Annotated in this window: 16 protein-coding genes; 12 read left to right on the top strand and 4 right to left on the bottom strand. The window is 67.0% G+C overall.

From position 1 onward, the window contains the following. On the bottom strand, positions 1-1,178 hold a 1,178-nt coding region (locus ACO6D5_RS04940), incomplete at its 3' end, for an AsmA family protein (RefSeq protein WP_485824756.1). A gap of 136 nt (positions 1,179-1,314) precedes the next feature. On the opposite strand from ACO6D5_RS04940, the gene moaC reads away from it, so the two are divergent. From moaC to ACO6D5_RS04915, 5 genes are read left to right on the top strand one after another with little or no spacing between them, the layout of a single operon-like run. After that, positions 1,315-1,803 (top strand): cyclic pyranopterin monophosphate synthase MoaC, encoded by a 489-nt coding sequence (gene moaC / locus ACO6D5_RS04935; RefSeq protein ID WP_315845173.1) that lies wholly within the window; start codon positions 1,315-1,317, stop codon positions 1,801-1,803. Beyond that, positions 1,784-2,035 (top strand): MoaD/ThiS family protein, encoded by a 252-nt coding sequence (locus ACO6D5_RS04930; RefSeq protein ID WP_006222691.1) that lies wholly within the window; start codon positions 1,784-1,786, stop codon positions 2,033-2,035. The genes moaC and ACO6D5_RS04930 overlap by 20 nt, the downstream gene beginning before the upstream one ends. A 5-nt stretch (positions 2,036-2,040) precedes the next feature. Next, the gene (locus ACO6D5_RS04925) at positions 2,041-2,523 is read left to right on the top strand and encodes a molybdenum cofactor biosynthesis protein MoaE (protein ID WP_315845171.1); all 483 of its coding nucleotides are present in this window, start codon (positions 2,041-2,043) and stop codon (positions 2,521-2,523) included. After that, positions 2,520-3,047, top strand: coding sequence for a molybdenum cofactor biosynthesis protein B (moaB, locus tag ACO6D5_RS04920; RefSeq protein WP_315845170.1), 528 nt, complete (start codon positions 2,520-2,522; stop codon positions 3,045-3,047). The genes ACO6D5_RS04925 and moaB overlap by 4 nt, the downstream gene beginning before the upstream one ends. A gap of 3 nt (positions 3,048-3,050) precedes the next feature. Further along, positions 3,051-4,256 (top strand): molybdopterin molybdotransferase MoeA, encoded by a 1,206-nt coding sequence (locus ACO6D5_RS04915; RefSeq protein ID WP_485824755.1) that lies wholly within the window; start codon positions 3,051-3,053, stop codon positions 4,254-4,256. Here the strand turns inward: ACO6D5_RS04915 and mobA are convergent. From mobA to ACO6D5_RS04900, 3 genes are read right to left on the bottom strand one after another with little or no spacing between them, the layout of a single operon-like run. Continuing rightward, positions 4,241-4,858, bottom strand: coding sequence for a molybdenum cofactor guanylyltransferase MobA (gene mobA / locus ACO6D5_RS04910; protein ID WP_485824754.1), 618 nt, complete (start codon positions 4,856-4,858; stop codon positions 4,241-4,243). The two genes, ACO6D5_RS04915 and mobA, sit on opposite strands and share 16 nt — an antisense overlap. Continuing rightward, a complete protein-coding gene (moaA, locus tag ACO6D5_RS04905; RefSeq protein ID WP_315845167.1) occupies positions 4,851-5,966 on the bottom strand; it encodes a GTP 3',8-cyclase MoaA in 1,116 nt (371 codons plus the stop codon). The genes mobA and moaA overlap by 8 nt, the downstream gene beginning before the upstream one ends. Positions 5,967-6,000: 34 nt before the next feature. Beyond that, entirely contained in the window at positions 6,001-7,080 is a 1,080-nt protein-coding gene (locus ACO6D5_RS04900) for a substrate-binding domain-containing protein (protein WP_485824753.1), read from the bottom strand. Between the two features lie 158 nt (positions 7,081-7,238). On the opposite strand from ACO6D5_RS04900, the gene ACO6D5_RS04895 reads away from it, so the two are divergent. The 7 genes from ACO6D5_RS04895 to ACO6D5_RS04865 all read left to right on the top strand — a co-directional run bounded on the left by ACO6D5_RS04895 (position 7,239) and on the right by ACO6D5_RS04865 (position 16,452). After that, entirely contained in the window at positions 7,239-7,796 is a 558-nt protein-coding gene (locus tag ACO6D5_RS04895) for a formate dehydrogenase subunit gamma (RefSeq protein ID WP_006222684.1), read from the top strand. Continuing rightward, positions 7,793-9,373 carry a formate dehydrogenase beta subunit gene (locus ACO6D5_RS04890; protein WP_485824752.1) on the top strand — a complete coding sequence of 527 codons (1,581 nt, stop codon included), beginning with the start codon at positions 7,793-7,795 and terminating at the stop codon, positions 9,371-9,373. Before ACO6D5_RS04895 ends, ACO6D5_RS04890 begins: the two co-directional genes overlap by 4 nt. Positions 9,374-9,388: 15 nt before the next feature. After that, positions 9,389-12,265, top strand: a complete 2,877-nt coding sequence (gene fdhF, locus ACO6D5_RS04885) for a formate dehydrogenase subunit alpha (protein WP_315845163.1) — start codon at positions 9,389-9,391, stop codon at positions 12,263-12,265. A 31-nt stretch (positions 12,266-12,296) separates the two neighbouring features. After that, complete coding sequence (gene fdhD, locus ACO6D5_RS04880) at positions 12,297-13,118, top strand: formate dehydrogenase accessory sulfurtransferase FdhD (RefSeq protein ID WP_088589581.1); 822 nt, start codon at positions 12,297-12,299, stop codon at positions 13,116-13,118. An 18-nt stretch (positions 13,119-13,136) separates the two neighbouring features. Beyond that, positions 13,137-13,394 carry a formate dehydrogenase subunit delta gene (locus tag ACO6D5_RS04875; protein ID WP_485824751.1) on the top strand — a complete coding sequence of 86 codons (258 nt, stop codon included), beginning with the start codon at positions 13,137-13,139 and terminating at the stop codon, positions 13,392-13,394. A gap of 116 nt (positions 13,395-13,510) precedes the next feature. After that, positions 13,511-15,178, top strand: a complete 1,668-nt coding sequence (locus tag ACO6D5_RS04870; RefSeq protein WP_315845161.1) for an MFS transporter — start codon at positions 13,511-13,513, stop codon at positions 15,176-15,178. A 152-nt stretch (positions 15,179-15,330) separates the two neighbouring features. Next, positions 15,331-16,452 (top strand): class I SAM-dependent methyltransferase, encoded by a 1,122-nt coding sequence (locus ACO6D5_RS04865; RefSeq protein WP_315845160.1) that lies wholly within the window; start codon positions 15,331-15,333, stop codon positions 16,450-16,452.

Genomic DNA, 16,452 nt, shown 5'->3' with positions numbered 1-16,452 from the left:
TCCGGCTTGGGGGCATCCGCGCGGGCGACCTCCGTCTTCGGCGCCACCTTCAATCCGACGTCCCGCCGCAACTTGTCGGCCACCGGCGTCTCGTTGGGCGCCACGCCGCCCAGTTCCTTCAGCTTGGCCACCACGTCCTGCCAGTTCAGGTGCTGGTTGGCGTAGCGGCGCACGTGGATCTGCGGCGCCCACAGGCCTACTTCGCCCACGTACACCCGGCGCGCGATCGGCTCCAGCTCCAGGCGGGTGACGGTCAGGGCGCTCCAGGCGGCCAGGCCTTCGCCCGCCGTGTCGCGCAGATCGAAGCGGCGCAGGCCCAGGTCGCCCACCACGCGGATCTTGGGCGCGGCGTCCTTGGGCTGCTCGAACACGATTTGCAGGTTGGAGTCCAGCAGCGCGCTTTCCAGCTTGAAAGGCAGCGGCATGGGCCAGACATCGGCCCACTTTTCCAGTTGCAGGCCGTTGAACGCGACGCGCAAGGTCGACGACGGCACCTTGTCGAACGGGCGCGCCACGCCGGTCAGGTCGAACGGGCTGCCGTTGATGCGCAGGTGCAGCCGGGGCTGCACGTCGATATCGGTGGCGTAGCCGAAGTTGGAGATGAAGGGCACGCCAACGCCCAGTTCGTCCACCACCTGCTTGCGGCCGGTGACCTTGTCGTCCAGCGTGATGCTGCCGCCTTCGATCACCATGTTGTTCAGCGAGAAGCGCGGCAGTCCTTCGTCCGGCTTGGGCGGTTCGTCGGGCTTGGCGGCCGACATTTCGGCCACGCGTTGCTGTATGTCAGAGAAATTGAACCGCGTGACGTCTTCACGGACGATGGCGATGTTAGGCTGGCGCAGCGTCAAACGATCGACAACCGGCGCGAACCAGAACAGGGAGCTCCAGGCGGCGCTGACATCCAGTTCGGCCAGCGACAGCAATGGCGTCTGCGACCCGGGCTGGGCTACCGCCAGGTCGCGGGCGCGGACGGTCAGGGTGAACGGATTGAAGGTGATCTTGCCGACGGAAACTTCGCGGCCGATCATCTTGGCCACATCCCCGGTCAGGACGTTTTGCAGCACCTTGGGGACTTGCCATGCGGCAATGCCGCAAAGGATCAGCGCAACCGCAACGATGCCCAGAAGAATCTTGCCGGCGCGCCGGGTAAACCGAAGCTTTAGGCTCCGCAAGGGCATCGCGAGTCTCCTGATACGAGTTGAAGGCGATTATCGCGCCCCGGTTAGCGCTCGTCTATCATAGGCGTAACGGCGGCCCTCCCGGCCACCCGGGACCGCTCTTTTCAAACATTAACAATTCTCGATCCCGATTCCCATGCCACCATCCACCCCTACCTTGAGCCACCTGGATGAAGCCGGCCAGGTCCGCATGGTCGACGTCATCGCCAAGACGGATTCCGAACGCGTCGCGATCGCCACCGCCAGCGTGCGCATGAATGCGGTGGCCTACGGCCTGTTGACCCAGCCCGGCCGGGGCAAGGGCGAAGTGCTCAACACCGCGCGCGTCGCCGCCGTCCTGGCCGCCAAGCGCTGCGCCGAGCTGATCCCGCTATGCCACAGCCTGCCGCTGGCGTTCGTGGGCATCGACTTCTCGCTGGACGACGCCGCCCACCGCATCGACATCCTGGCCACCTGCCGCACCAGCTACAAGACGGGCGTCGAAATGGAAGCCATGATGGCGTGCAGCGTGGCCGCGCTGACGATCTACGACATGTGCAAGGCCGCAGACAAAGGCATCGTGGTCGAACAAGTACGCCTTAAGTACAAGGCGGGAGGAAAAAGCGGTGAATGGCGCAACGATTGATCTCCTGTACTTCGCCCGCGTGGCCGAACTGGTCGGCAAGCGCGCGGAAAGCTGGCCTCTGGACGGCGAGTCCACGGGTGCGCAACTGCTGGCCGCGCTGGGTGAACGCTATCCCCAGCTGGAACCCGCCAGCCGCCTGAAACTGGCCATCAACCAGACCCACTCCAAACCGACGGCTCCGATCCGCCCTGGCGACGAAGTCGCGGTGTTCGAACCCGTTACCGGAGGGTGAACGCCATGATCAGCGTCCAGGAAGCCGATTTCGACGGCGCCGCGCTGACCGCGGCGCTGCGTGAACGGGCGGGGGCCGGCGTAGGCGGCATCGTCACCTTTGTGGGTTATGTGCGCGACTACGCGCCCGACTCGCCCACCGAAACGCTCTTTCTCGAGCACTATCCCGGCATGTGCGAACGCGAGCTTGAAGCGATCGCCGACACCGCGCGGGCGCGCTGGAACCTGGATGGCACCGTGATCGTGCACCGGGTCGGCGCCTTGACCCGCAACGCCCAGATCGTGTTCGTGGCGGCAGCCAGCGCGCACCGCGGCGACGCCTTCCGCGGCTGCGAATACATCATCGACGCGCTCAAGACCCGCGCGCCCTTCTGGAAGCGCGAAACGCTCTCGGGCGGAAGCAGCTTCTGGGTCGAACAACGCCAATCCGACCAGGACCGCACGGATGCCTGGGATGAAGATCCTGCTTCGAAGAAGGAACACCCATGAGCGAAGACACCCCCGTTCCCATGTCGCTGGCCTGCGCCGTGCTGACCATCAGCGACACGCGCAGCGCGGGCGACGACACCTCGGGCAACCTGCTTGCCCATAGCCTGGCGCATGCGGGCCACCAGTGCGTGCGCCGCGACATCGTCCGCGACGACATCTATCAGATCCGCCGCGTCATCAGCGACTGGATCGCCGACCCCGACGTGCAGATCATCCTGACGACGGGCGGCACGGGGTTTTCGCATCGCGACCATACGCCAGAAGCCATCCTGCCGCTGCTGGACCGAGAGATCCCCGGCTTCGGCGAATTGTTCCGCCAGATTTCGTACACCGAGATCGGCAGTTCCACCATCCAGTCGCGCGCGTTTGCGGGATCGGCCAACCAGACGCTGATCTTCTGCCTGCCGGGTTCCAACAATGCCTGCGAAACGGCGTGGGCGCAGATCCTGCGCGAGCAGCTCGACAGCGGCCACCGGCCGTGCAATTTCGCCACGCATTTCAAGCCCAAACAAGAAGACAACTGACCCATGCTGGATTTTGACCAAGCCCAGACCCTGCTGGCCAATGCCGCAGGGCCGTTGCAGCGCCATGAAGACATCGGCCTGAATGACGCCCCCGGCCGCGTGCTGTCGGCCGACCTGACCGCCACCGTGGACATTCCGCCGGCCGACAATAGCGCCATGGACGGCTACGCCTTGCGCGTGGCCGACTGGCGCGCGGGCGGCCGGCTGCCCATCCAGCAGCGGTGCTATGCAGGCGACGTGCCCGAACCGCTCAAGCCCGGCCACGCGATCCGCCTGTTCACCGGCAGCCTGCTGCCGGACGGCGCCGACACCGTGGTCATGCAGGAAGACTCCGTCGAAGCCGACAATCAGGTGGAGATCACCCGCCAGCCCGCGCCCAACCAGCACATCCGCCGCCGCGGCGAAGACACGATGGCCGGCGCGCCGCTGCTGCCCGCCGGCACGGTGCTGCAAGCCGCGCACGTGGCGCTGCTGGCCTCGCAGGGGCTTGCCCGCGTGTCGGTGGTCGGCCAGCTGCGCATCGGCATCCTGACGACCGGCGACGAATTGGTGCCACCGGGCACGCCCCGCGCGCCGGAACAGATCTACAACTCGAACGGTCCGATGCTGGCGGCGCTCGCGCGCGGCCTCGGCGCCCTGCCCGTGCACGTGCTGCATGCGCGCGACACCGAAGCCGATCTGCTGGCGGCGTTCAAGACGCTCTTGGCGGACTGCGACCTCGTGCTGAGCGTGGGCGGCGTGTCGGTCGGCGAACGCGATCTGGTCAAACCGGCGCTGGCCACGCTGGGCGGTGAACTGTCGCTATGGAAGGTGCGCATGAAACCGGGCAAGCCGGTGGCGCTGGCGCAGATCGGCGGCAAGCCGGTAGTCAGCCTGCCGGGCAATCCGGTATCGGCGTATGCCGTGTTCGCGATGCTGGTGTCGCCGCTCGTGCGGCGCATGCAGGGCCGCGACGAGATCTTCCCGCCGGTCAGCCTCCTGCCCCTGCGCACGGAACATCCGCGCCAGGACAGCCGCGAGGAATTCCTGCGCGTCCAGCGCCGCGTGGCCGACGACGGCAGCGGCGAGCTGGTGGCCTACGGCCATCAGGGCTCGGGCGTGATCAGTTCGATGCCATGGGCGACCGGCCTGGCGCGCCTGCCGGCCGACGTGCAGGTCAACGACATGGACCGCGTGCCCTACTACGACCTGCGTCACTGGCTGGCGTAACGCTCTGCCGCGGCCAGTTCTTCGGGCGTATTGACGTTCATGAAGGCGTCGGGCGTGTCGTCAAAGCGCGCTTCGACGCCGCCCGCGCGGGCCTGCCACAGGCCCACCTTGCGGTCACCGCCCAGCAGATAGTCCCGCAGGTCGGGCAGCAGCGACGTGCGCACCGCCATGCAGGCGCTGTGACGCCGGCCATTGGCGGCTGCATAAGCCAGCGGCGCGCGGGCCGATTCGGCCGCGCCGATCAGCCGCGCGGCCAGATCAGCCGGCAGGAACGGCGTATCGCAAGGCACGGCCACCAGCCAGTCGTGTTGCGCGGCGGCGGCTAGCCCCGCCGCGATCCCCAGCAAGGGCCCCTGGAAGGCGCCGAGTTCGGGTTCGCCGTCTACGACCACCTGCCCGTATTGCGCGTAGCGCCCCTGATGGCGATTGGCGCTGATGATCAGACGCGCCACCTGAGGCGCCAGGCGGCGCGCCACGTGCGCCACCATCGGCTGCCCGTGCAGCAGCACCAGGCCCTTGTCTTGCTGGTTCATGCGCGCGCCTTGGCCGCCTGCCAGGATCAGGCCGGCGACGCCCGCGCGCGTTGATGCGGCGTCAACCACCGATATAGCTCATTTCGACCTTGCGGCCGGGGTCCGGCTGCGGGGCCGCCGCGTTGCGGCCGCGCAATTCGGAGTAGTGGTCGTTGCGGGCGCCCCAGATGCCCGACACGATGCCGGCCAGTTCGGCGTCGCTTGCGCCCTCGCGCAGCGGTGCGCGCAAGTCGTGCCCTTCATGCGCGAACAGGCACAGGAAGAGCTTGCCTTCCGGCGACAGGCGCGCGCGCGTACAGCCGCCGCAGAACGCATGGGTGACGCTGGAGATGACGCCGATCTCACCGCCGCCGTCCCGGTAGCGCCAGCGTTCGGCCACACGGCCCATTTCGCTCGTCTGCACGGGTTCCAGCGCATGGACGGCGCCGATGCGGTCCAGCACTTCCTGGCTGGGCACCACTTCAGCGAGGTTCCAGCCGTTGCTGTTGCCCACATCCATGTATTCGATGAAACGCAGGACATGGCCGCTGTGGCGGAAGCGTTCGGCCATGGGCAGGATCTGCCCGTCGTTCAAGCCGCGCCGCACCACCATGTTGACCTTCACGGGCGCCAGCCCCGCACGGGCGGCAGCGTCGATGCCGTGCAGCACGTCATCCGGCGTGAAGCCGCTGTCGCTCATGTCCTGGAACATGGCGGCGTCCAGCGCATCCAGGCTGACGGTGACGCGCGTGAGCCCCGCCGCTTTCAGCGCGGCGGCCTTGCGCGCCAGCACGCTGCCATTGGTCGTCAGGGTCAGGTCCAGCGGGCGGCCGTCGGGCGTGCGCAACTGGGCCAGTTGGCCCACGAGGTTCTCGATGTGCTTGCGCAGCAGCGGCTCGCCGCCCGTCAGGCGGATCTTTTCCACCCCCAGCTGCGTGAAAATGCCGGCCAGCCGGCTGATTTCTTCAAACGACAGCAAGTCCGAGTGCGGCATGAAGGTGTAGCTGCTGTCGAACACTTCGCGCGGCATGCAATAGGTGCAGCGGAAGTTGCAGCGGTCCGTGACCGAGATCCGCAGGTCGCGCAGCGGACGCGCGCGCAAGTCCAGCGCGGGCTGCCCGTCCGGCGGCAATTCGCCGGGTGCGGGCCAGGCCGCGCGGTCGGACCGGCGGTCGGCAAGGAAAATCACTTTGCTCATGGGGTCATCATATCCCGGCAGCGGCGTGGAGCCGCTACGCGAACGCCTCTTCCAAGGTTTGTAACCGCCCGGTATCCCGGGCGTCGTAGCCGACCAGCTGCCCGACATAGCCCACGTAATCGGGGCTGCGCATGATGGACAGCAGATCCTGCATGGCGGGCGTCTCCAACGACGACTTGCGGATGGCGAAGAAATAGCGTTCCCGCACCAGGGGGATGAAATCCAGTCCGAAGCGGCAGGCGGCCGTCTCCACCCCTACGCCCGTGTCCGCCATGCCGCTGGCGATGTGCGCGGCAATGGCCATATGCGTGAACTCGTTGGTTTCGTAACCCTGGACCTCGCCGATCGACACCCCGGCGCGCTGCAGCATCAGGCCCACCAGATAGCGGGTGCTGGATCCGATCTGCCGGTTCACGAAACGGACGTCCGGACGCGCCAGGTCTGCCATGCCGCGGATCTGCTTGGGGTTGCCGGCGGTAACGAACAGCCCCGTATTGCGCACCGCCAGATGGATGAGCACGTATTCGTCCGCATGCAGCCACTGCGCATAGCGTTCCATGATGGGGGATTCGAAGTCGCCCAGCGGCACCTGGAACCCCGCCAGGTCGCACTCATGGCGCTCCAGCGAGGCCAGCGCCTCGATCGCCGTGCGGTAGCGCAGCTCCAGCCCGGGCTTGCGGCCGCTCATGTGCTGCATCAGCGATTCCACCGCGAACCCATGGCTGGCGTGCAACCGCAGATGCGGACCGCTTTCGGGCAACAAGCGCTCCAGTTCTTCCTGCAATTCCGACGCCATGCTGTCCAGCGTGGGCATCAGCCGCGCCTCGATGCGGCGGTTGGCCCACAGCAGGCGCTGCGCGAACGGCGCCAATTGCGTTCCCTGGCGCCGGTTGGTGATCAGCAGCTGCGTGCCGAAAATGCCTTCGAAACGGCGCAGCACGCCCCAGGCATGGCGGTAAGACAGTCCGCATGCCCGGCACGCGCCTGCGATGTTGCCCGTGGCGTCGATCGCGGCCAGCAGGGCCAGCATGTCCTGCAACGGCACCGGCGCGGCATCGTCGCCGCCACCCAAGGTCCATTGCGCCCGCAGGCCGATCCGGAACTTATATGTCATTTATTTCTTATTGAAGACGATGAAGTACGAGGCTAGAGTACACAAATAATGCGGTGGACGGGTTCTTTTTATGTTTTAAAAAACATATTAAAAGCCACCAAACGCCACCCGACACAACGACCCCGACGAGGGGCCCAGCACTACTGGAGGAGACCACCGTGCATCAGCGCGAGGCAAAATCCGACTTGGCGTCCAGCGGCGGAGCGCGGGGCGGCAAACTGGCCCTGGACGCGGCCCAGGCGTCGCCCACCCCTGCCATTGCGGCCACCGCCCGCATCGTGGCTCGGCTCAAAGACCTGCCCGGCCCCTTGCTGCCGGTCCTGCATGAGGTCCAGCACGAATTGGGCTGTATTCCGGCCGAGGCGGTGCAAACCATCGCCGAGGCCCTGAACCTGTCCCGCGCCGAAGTCCACGGCGTCATCACCTTCTACCCCCACTTCCGCAGCGAGCCCGCTGCGCGCCATACGCTGGAAGTCTGCCGCGCCGAATCCTGTCAGGCCATGGGCGGTGAACACCTTGCCGCCCATGCCCGCACCAAGCTGGGCTGCGACTTCCACGCCAGCACCGCGGACGGCAATTTCACGCTGGAACCCGTGTATTGCCTGGGCCTGTGCGCGCAATCTCCCGCCGTGATGATCGACGGCCAGCCGCATGCCCGGGTCACCCCCGACAAACTCGACCGGCTGCTGACCCGCACGCTGGAGGCTTCGTCATGAGCGCCCCCGTCATCATTTACGTGCCGCGCGACGCCGCGGCGCTGGCCATGGAGGCCGACACGGTGGCGCGCGACATCGAACGCATCGCCGATGCGCGCGGCCTGTCCGTGCAAGTGGTGCGCAACGGTTCGCGCGGCTTGCTGTGGCTGGAACCGCTGGTGGAAATCGCCACGCCGGAAGGACGCGTGGCCTACGGCCCGGTCGCGCCTGAAGACGTGCCCGCGCTGTTCGATGCCGGCTGGCTGACGGGCGGCGCGCATGCGCTGCACCTGGGCCTGACCGAAGACATCCCGTACCTGAAACACCAGGAACGGCTGACCTTCGCCCGCGTCGGCGTGATCGATCCCCTGTCCTTGCAGGATTACGCCGCGCACGGCGGCCTGGCGGGGCTGAAGCGGGCCCTGGCGATGGAACCGGCGCAGATCGTCGAAGAAATGGTCACTTCGGGCCTGCGCGGCCGAGGCGGCGCGGCGTTCCCCACCGGCATCAAATGGAAGACCGTGGCCGGGTCGCCCAGCGACCAGAAATACATCGTCTGCAACGCCGACGAAGGCGATTCGGGCACTTTTGCCGATCGCCTGCTGATGGAAGGCGACCCCTATGTGTTGATCGAGGGCATGACGATCGCCGGCCTGGCGGTGGGCGCGACCTACGGCTATATCTACGTGCGTTCGGAGTATCCGCACGCCATCGCCACGCTGGAGGCCGCGATTGCGCGGGCGCGCAGCGTGGGTTGGCTGGGCCGCGACGTGCACGGCAGCGGCCGCCAGTTTGACCTGGAAGTGCGCACGGGCGCGGGCGCCTATATTTGCGGCGAGGAAACCTCTCTGCTGGAAAGCCTGGAAGGCAAGCGCGGCGTGGTGCGCGCCAAGCCCCCGCTGCCCGCCATCTCCGGCCTGTTCGGCAAGCCCACCGTCATCAACAACGTGATCTCGCTCGCCACCGTGCCGATCATCCTGGCCAAGGGCGCGGCGTACTACCGCGACTACGGCGTGGGCCGTTCGCACGGCACGCTGCCCTTCCAGCTGGCCGGCAACGTGAAGCAAGGCGGGCTGGTGGAAAAGGCCTTCGGCCTGAGCCTGCGCGACCTGCTCTACGAATTCGGCGGCGGCAGCGCCTCCGGGCGCCCCTTGCGCGCCGTGCAGGTGGGCGGCCCCTTGGGCGCCTATCTGCCGGAATCGCAATGGGACGTGCCGCTGGATTACGAAGCCTATATTCAGATCTCGGCCATGATCGGCCACGGCGGGCTGGTGGCGTTTGACGACACCGTCGACATGGCGCGCATGGCGCGCTACGCCATGGAATTCTGTGCCATCGAATCCTGTGGCAAATGCACGCCCTGCCGCATCGGCTCCACCCGCGGCGTCGAGACCATCGACAAGATCGCGGCCGGCGGATCCGACACCAAACAGCGCGAACAGCACGTCCACCTGCTGCGCGACCTGTGCGACACGATGATGGGCGGTTCGCTGTGCGCGCTGGGGGGCATGGCGCCCTATCCCGTGCTGTCCGCGTTGAACCACTTTCCGCAGGACTTCGGCATCGAGTCCTCCCAGTCTGCCGCGCACGCGGCCTGAACCCGAGAGACCGACATGCTAGAAACCGTCATCAAACGCGACCGCGACCTGGGCACGCCCGAGCGCGTCTCGGAAAAGACCGTCACCCTGACCATCGACGGCCAGGAAATCAGCGTCGCCGAGGGCACATCCCTGATGCGCGCCGCCGCCGAGGCCGGCATCAACATCCCCAAGCTGTGCGCCACCGACAGCCTGGAGCCCTTCGGTTCCTGCCGGCTTTGCCTGGTGCAGATCGAAGGCCGCCGCGGCTATCCGGCCTCGTGCACCACGCCGGCCGAAAACGGCATGGTGGTGTACACCGAAACGCCCAAGCTGCACGACCTGCGCCGAGGCGTCATGGAGCTGTACATCTCGGACCATCCGCTGGACTGCCTGACCTGCCCGGCCAATGGCGACTGCGAACTGCAGGACATGGCGGGCGTGGTGGGCCTGCGCAACGTGCGCTACGGCTACGACGGCGCCAACCACCTGAAGGCGAAGACCGACGACTCCAACCCCTACTTCAGCTACGACGCGTCCAAGTGCATCGTCTGCAACCGCTGCGTGCGCGCCTGCGAGGAAACGCAGGGCACGTTCGCATTGACGATTTCGGGCAAGGGCTTCGAATCGCGCGTGTCGCCGGGGCAGGACCAGCCGTTCCTGGACAGCGAATGCGTGTCCTGCGGCGCATGCGTGCAGGCCTGTCCGACCTCTACGCTGCAGGAAAAGACCGTCATCATGATGGGCCAGGCCGAACACTCGGTCGTGACCACCTGCGCCTATTGCGGGGTCGGCTGCGGGTTCAAGGCCGAAATGAAGGGCCAGGAAGTCGTGCGCATGGTGCCGTGGAAAGACGGCCAGGCCAACCGCGGGCATTCCTGCGTGAAAGGCCGCTTCGCCTGGGGCTACGCCACGCACAAGGAACGCGTGACAAAGCCCATGATCCGCAAGCACATCACGGATTCCTGGAAGGAAGTGTCCTGGGACGAGGCCATCAACTACGCGGCGTCCGAATTCCGCCGGATCCAAAGCCAGTACGGCCGCGACGCGGTGGGCGGCATCACGTCGTCGCGCTGCACCAACGAAGAGACCTGGCTGGTGCAGAAGCTGGTGCGCGCGGCGTTCGGCACCAACAACGTCGACACCTGCGCGCGGGTATGCCATTCCCCCACCGGCTATGGCCTGAAGCAGACGCTGGGCGAATCCGCCGGCACGCAGACGTTCGATTCGGTCATGCACACCGACGTCGTCATCGTGATGGGCGCCAACCCCAGCAGCGGCCACCCGGTGTTCGCGTCGCGCCTGAAACGCCGGCTGCGCCAGGGTGCGCGGCTGATCGTGATCGACCCGCGCCGCATCGAACTGGTGAGCTCGCCGCACATCAAGGCGGACTTCCACCTGCAGGTGCGTCCCGGCACCAACACGGCGCTGCTGTCGTCGCTGGCCCACGTGATCGCCACCGAAGGGTTGATCGACGAGGCCTTCGTGGCCGAACGGTGCGAAACCAAGGCGTTCAACGAATGGCGCGACTTCGTGTCGCTGCCCGAGAATTCGCCCGAAGCCATGGAAGAGATCACCGGCGTGCCGGCGCAGGCGGTGCGCGGCGCGGCTCGCCTGTTCGCCACCGGCGGCAACGGGTCCATCTACTACGGCCTGGGCGTGACCGAGCACAGCCAGGGGTCCACCACCGTGATGGGCATCGCCAACCTGGCGATGGCCACCGGCAACATCGGCCGCGAGGGCGTGGGCGTGAACCCGTTGCGGGGTCAGAACAACGTGCAGGGCTCGTGCGACATGGGTTCGTTCCCGCATGAACTGCCCGGCTACCGGCATATCTCCGACAACGTGGTGCGCGCGCAATTCGAAAAGGATTGGGGCGTGACGCTGCAGCCCGAGCCCGGCCTGCGCATTCCGAACATGTTCGAAGCCGCGCTGGGCGGCTCGTTCAAGGGCCTGTACTGCCAGGGCGAAGACATCGTGCAGTCCGACCCCAACACGCAGCACGTGGCGGCGTCCCTGGCGGCGATGGAGTGCATCGTCGTGCAGGACCTGTTCCTGAACGAGACCGCCAAGTACGCGCACGTGTTCCTGCCCGGCTCGTCGTTCCTGGAAAAGGATGGCACCTTCACCAATGCCGAACGCCGCATTTCCCGCGTGCGCAAGGTGATGGAACCCAAGAACGGCAAGTCGGATTGGGAAGTGACGGTGGCGCTGTCGAACGCGCTGGGCTACCCCATGAACTACAAGCACCCGCGCGAGATCATGGAAGAGATCGCCCGGCTGACGCCGACGTTCTCGGGCGTCAGCTACGAGAAGCTGGACAAGCTGGGCAGCCTGCAGTGGCCGTGCAACGACGACGCGCCGGATGGCACGCCCATCATGCACATCGACGCCTTCGTGCGCGGCAAGGGCAAATTCATGATCACCAAGTACGTGCCCACCGACGAACGCAGCACGCGGCGTTTCCCGCTGCTGTTGACCACGGGCCGCATCCTGTCGCAATACAACGTGGGCGCGCAGACGCGACGCACGCCCAACGTGATGTGGCACGGCGAAGACGTATTGGAACTGCATCCGCAGGATGCCGAAGACCGGGGCGTGGCCGAAGGCGATTGGGTCGGCATCCAGAGCCGCGCGGGCGAGACCGTGCTGCGCGCGACGCTGACCGACCGCGTGCAGCCGGGCGTGGTATACACCACGTTCCACTTTCCCGAGTCCGGTGCCAACGTCGTCACGACGGACGCCTCCGACTGGGCGACCAACTGCCCCGAATACAAGGTGACGGCCGTGCAGGTCACGCGCGTGTCCCAGCCTTCGGAATGGCAGCGCCAATGGTCGCGCTTTGCCGACATCCAGCAAAAGCTGCTGCGCGAGCGATCGCGCGAAAGCGAAGCGGCGCTGACCGGGAAGTAACCCCCTGCCGGCCACGACCGCCCTGAATCCCATGACCACGCCCCCGTCTTCCCGCCCCGACTGCACGCAGACTCAGGTCAAACGCGTGCGGGGCGGCGCCATCGCCCCCGCCGCCGAAACCGACTTCGTCGCCGAGGAAACCCCGGTGGCCCTGGAATTCAACGGCATCAGCCACGCCACCATGCTGGCCACGCCCGCTGACCTGGAAGACTTCGCGGTGGGCTTCGCGCTGTCGGAAGGCATCATCGACGGCGTCAGCGACGTGCGCGGCATCGACCTGCTGCCGCAATGCGACGGCATCGTGATCCAGCTGGAAATCTCCAGCGCCTGCGAGGTGCGGCTGAAGACGCGGCGCCGCGCCATGGCCGGACGCACCGGCTGCGGCTTGTGCGGCGTGGAAACGCTGCCGGAAGTGCTGCGCCCCGTGGCGCCGGTGACGAACGGGGCGCCGGTGCGCATCGCCTCGGTGCTGGCGGCCATGCGCGACATGCGCGCCCGCCAGGCGCTGCACGACATCACGGGCGCCACCCATGCGGCGGGCTGGGCCGGCGCCGACGGCGCCGTGGCCCTGGTGCGCGAAGACGTGGGCCGGCACAACGCGCTGGACAAGCTTATCGGCGCGCTGGCGCGCCAGGCCATGCATGCCGGCGACGGCATCGTGCTGGTGTCCAGCCGGGCCAGCTTTGAAATGGTGCAGAAGACGGCGGCCGCCGGCGTGGCCGTGCTGGCGGCGGTGTCCGCCCCCACGGCACTGGCCATCCGCCTGGCGCGCGACGCCAATGTCAGCCTGGTGGGCTTTTTGCGCAACGACGACGCCACGCTCTATTCCCACCCCGACCGCCTCATCCCCTGAACCGGACCCCGACACGCAATGGAAATCGGCAACCTCATCCGCATGGCCAACCGCATCGGCCAGTTCTTCGACGCCATGCCAGACCGGCACGAAGCGCTGGAAGGCGTGGCCAACCATATCCACAAGTTCTGGGAACCCCGCATGCGCAACGAATTGCTGGGGTTCCTGGAACAACGCCCCGACGGCGATGCCGGCGATGAACAGTTGCATCCCCTGGTGCTGGACGCGGTAACGCAAAACCGCCAGCGCCTGACGCCTGCGCCCCGCGTGGGATAGCCGGGAAACACCGCTTTACCGCAGTCAGCAAGCAGTGACGGATTCAAAAAGAGGCCGCGCCACCGTTCTATTTCCGGTCGGCGCGCGCTATAAAGCCGCACCCCTGAGGAGACGACATGGAAAGCACCGCCACCCTGGACCTGCCCGGCTCAAGGCCGGGTTTTTTTGACAAAGAACGTACCATCGCCGGGCCGGGATTCTCGCGCTGGCTCGTGCCGCCGGCCGCCCTGGCCATCCATCTGTGCATCGGCATGGCCTACGGCTTTTCGGTCTTCTGGCTGCCGCTGTCCAAGATGGTGGGCGGCGCCAAGCCGCTGGCCTGCCCGGCCGACATGAGCCTTGCCGCCGAGCTGTTCACGACCAGCTGCGACTGGAAGATCTCGACCATGGGGTGGATGTACACCTTGTTCTTCGTGCTGCTGGGGTGCTCCGCCGCGCTGTGGGGCGGCTGGCTGGAACGCGCCGGCCCCCGCAAGGCCGGCGTGGTGTCGGCCCTGTGCTGGTGCGGCGGCTTGGTCATCTCGGCGATCGGCGTGTATCTGCACCAGATGTGGATGCTGTGGCTGGGGTCCGGCGTGATCGGCGGCATCGGGCTGGGGCTGGGCTATATCTCGCCCGTCAGCACGCTCATCAAGTGGTTTCCGGACCGCCGCGGCATGGCGACGGGCATGGCCATCATGGGCTTCGGCGGCGGCGCGATGATCGGCGCTCCGCTTGCCGACCTGCTGATGCGCCACTTCGCCACGCCGACCTCACCCGGGGTCTGGCAGACCTTCCTGACGATGGCGGTGGTGTACTTCATCTTCATGATGTCCGGCGCGCTGGGCTACCGGGTGCCGCCCACGGGCTGGAAGCCGGAAGGCTGGTCGGCGCCGGCCAAGCAGGCCAACAACGCGATGATCACCAAGGGCCACGTCCACGTGAAGCGCGTCTGGGGCGTGCCGCAGTTCTGGCTGGTATGGCTGGTGCTGTGCCTGAACGTGACGGCAGGCATCGGCATCCTGGGCATGGCCTCCCCCTTGCTGCAGGAGGTGTTCGGCGGCGGCCTGATCAACAAGCCGGAGCTGGGTTTCGCCCAGTTGGACAAGGATCAACTGGCTGCCATCGCCGCCATCGCGGCAGGCTTTACCGGCCTGCTCAGCCTGTTCAATATCGGCGGCCGCTTCTTTTGGGCAAGCCTGTCCGACAAGCTGGGCCGCAAGACGACCTACCTGATCTTCCTGGTACTGGGCTTCATCCTGTATTCCGCCATCCCGTGGACCGCGCATATCGGCGCCCTGGCGCTTTTCGTAGCGGCGTTCTGCGTGATCCTGTCGATGTACGGCGGCGGATTCGCGACGGTGCCGGCCTACCTGGCCGACCTGTTCGGCACGCAGATGGTGGGCGCCATCCACGGCCGCCTGCTGACGGCATGGTCGGCGGCGGGCATCTTCGGGCCGGTGCTGGTGAACTACATCCGCGAATACCAGTTGTCGATCGGCGTGCCGCGCGCGCAGGTCTACGACATCACCATGTACATCCTGGCGGGCATGTTGGTCGTGGGCTTCCTGTGCAACCTGGCGATCCGCCCGGTGAACCCGAAGTACTTCATGACGGACGAAGAGCTCGCGCAGGAGAAGGCGCTGGCGCACGAGCGCGCGGCCGCCGCCGAAACCCACGGGGTCGGCACCTCCACGTTCCGCACGCCGGCCGCCTTGGTGATGTTCGCCTGGGCTTGCGTGGGTATTCCGCTGGCCTGGGGCATCTGGATCACGCTGCAGAAGGCGGTCGTCCTGTTCCACTAAAAGCCGGTCCGGCTGCGCGGCGCCTTGGGGCTTCCCGAGGCGACGGGCAACGTCCAAGGGCGCGAAACTGCTACATTGGCAGCCCGCGCCCTTTCTTTTTATCTTCTGCCCATGATCCTGCCCCGTCCCCCCGTCTCTACCGGAGCGCCGCGTTGACCGCCCCTGAATTGCACTGGGAAGAAAATAGTGTCCCCCATTCCGCCCGCTGGCGCTCTGAAACCGGCGCGACGCCGCCCAAGCGCGTGGTGGTGGTGGACGACACCCTGACCGCGGACATGGCCTATCGCCAAGCCTGCGAAGGCGTGGGCCTGCTGTGGCGCGGCGACTTCCAGAACGCCCGCCTGCTGCTGCAGGCGATGACCCGGCGCGTGGACAAGCGTCCGCGCAAACCGGTGGAAACCTTGCTGGAAGCGTTCAACCAGCACCGCCAGATCCAGTCGCAGCGCGCCCGCATCCTGGGCATGCTGCTGATTCCGTTCGACGCCGGCCATGGCATTTCGCTGCGCCGCGCCCCCGACGCCCGGCAAGCCTGCGAGGAAGTCCACGGTCCGGCCGACGAGCCCTATGTGGCGTCGCTGCGCGAACTGCTGGGCCTGATCGGCGCCTTTGAATGGCGCAAGAAGGGCGTGGAGATTCCCGCCCTGAACAACCGCATCCACCCGCACTACGGCGTGTTTTCGCCGCTGCGCGGCGAATACGTGGAACTGGTGGCGAATACCCCGATGCCGCGTGGCGGCGTCGCCTTCGACATTGGCACCGGCACCGGCGTCCTGGCCGCGGTGATCGCGCGCCGCGGCGGCAAGCGCGTCATCGCCACCGACCAGGATCCGCGCGCGCTGGCTTGCGCCCGTGAAAACCTGGAACGCCTGGGCCTGGCCAAGCAGGTCGACGTGGTCGAAGCCGACCTGTTTCCCGAAGGCCGGGTATCGCTGATCGTCTGCAACCCGCCGTGGTTGCCCGCCCGCCCCAGCTCGCCCGTCGAACATGCCGTCTACGACCCGGACAGCCGCATGCTGCGCGGGTTCCTGAACGGCCTGACCGCCCACCTGACGCCGAACGGCGAAGGCTGGCTGATCCTGTCGGACCTGGCCGAGCACCTGGGCCTGCGTACCCGCGAACAGTTGATGGAAATGATCGAGACGGCGGGGCTGCGCGTCATCGAACGCATCGACACGCGCCCGACGCACGCCCGCGCCAAGGACCCGAGCGATCCGCTGTACGCGGCGCGCTCGAAGGAAGTCACGTCCTTGTGGAGATTGGGCGCCGCCGCCTGA

The organism is Achromobacter sp. (assembly GCF_057314935.1).
Note: the sequence above shows the minus strand (reverse complement) of the source record. Positions and strands in the feature narration are given on the sequence as shown.

Coding starts and splice junctions, on each gene's coding strand:
- moaC (WP_315845173.1), top strand. CDS start 1,315: ATGCCACCATCCACCCCTACCTTGAGCCACCTGGATGAAGCCGGCCAG.
- ACO6D5_RS04925 (WP_315845171.1), top strand. CDS start 2,041: ATGATCAGCGTCCAGGAAGCCGATTTCGACGGCGCCGCGCTGACCGCG.
- moaB (WP_315845170.1), top strand. CDS start 2,520: ATGAGCGAAGACACCCCCGTTCCCATGTCGCTGGCCTGCGCCGTGCTG.
- ACO6D5_RS04915 (WP_485824755.1), top strand. CDS start 3,051: ATGCTGGATTTTGACCAAGCCCAGACCCTGCTGGCCAATGCCGCAGGG.
- moaA (WP_315845167.1), bottom strand. CDS start 5,966: ATGAGCAAAGTGATTTTCCTTGCCGACCGCCGGTCCGACCGCGCGGCC.
- ACO6D5_RS04900 (WP_485824753.1), bottom strand. CDS start 7,080: ATGACATATAAGTTCCGGATCGGCCTGCGGGCGCAATGGACCTTGGGT.
- ACO6D5_RS04890 (WP_485824752.1), top strand. CDS start 7,793: ATGAGCGCCCCCGTCATCATTTACGTGCCGCGCGACGCCGCGGCGCTG.
- fdhF (WP_315845163.1), top strand. CDS start 9,389: ATGCTAGAAACCGTCATCAAACGCGACCGCGACCTGGGCACGCCCGAG.
- fdhD (WP_088589581.1), top strand. CDS start 12,297: ATGACCACGCCCCCGTCTTCCCGCCCCGACTGCACGCAGACTCAGGTC.
- ACO6D5_RS04875 (WP_485824751.1), top strand. CDS start 13,137: ATGGAAATCGGCAACCTCATCCGCATGGCCAACCGCATCGGCCAGTTC.
- ACO6D5_RS04870 (WP_315845161.1), top strand. CDS start 13,511: ATGGAAAGCACCGCCACCCTGGACCTGCCCGGCTCAAGGCCGGGTTTT.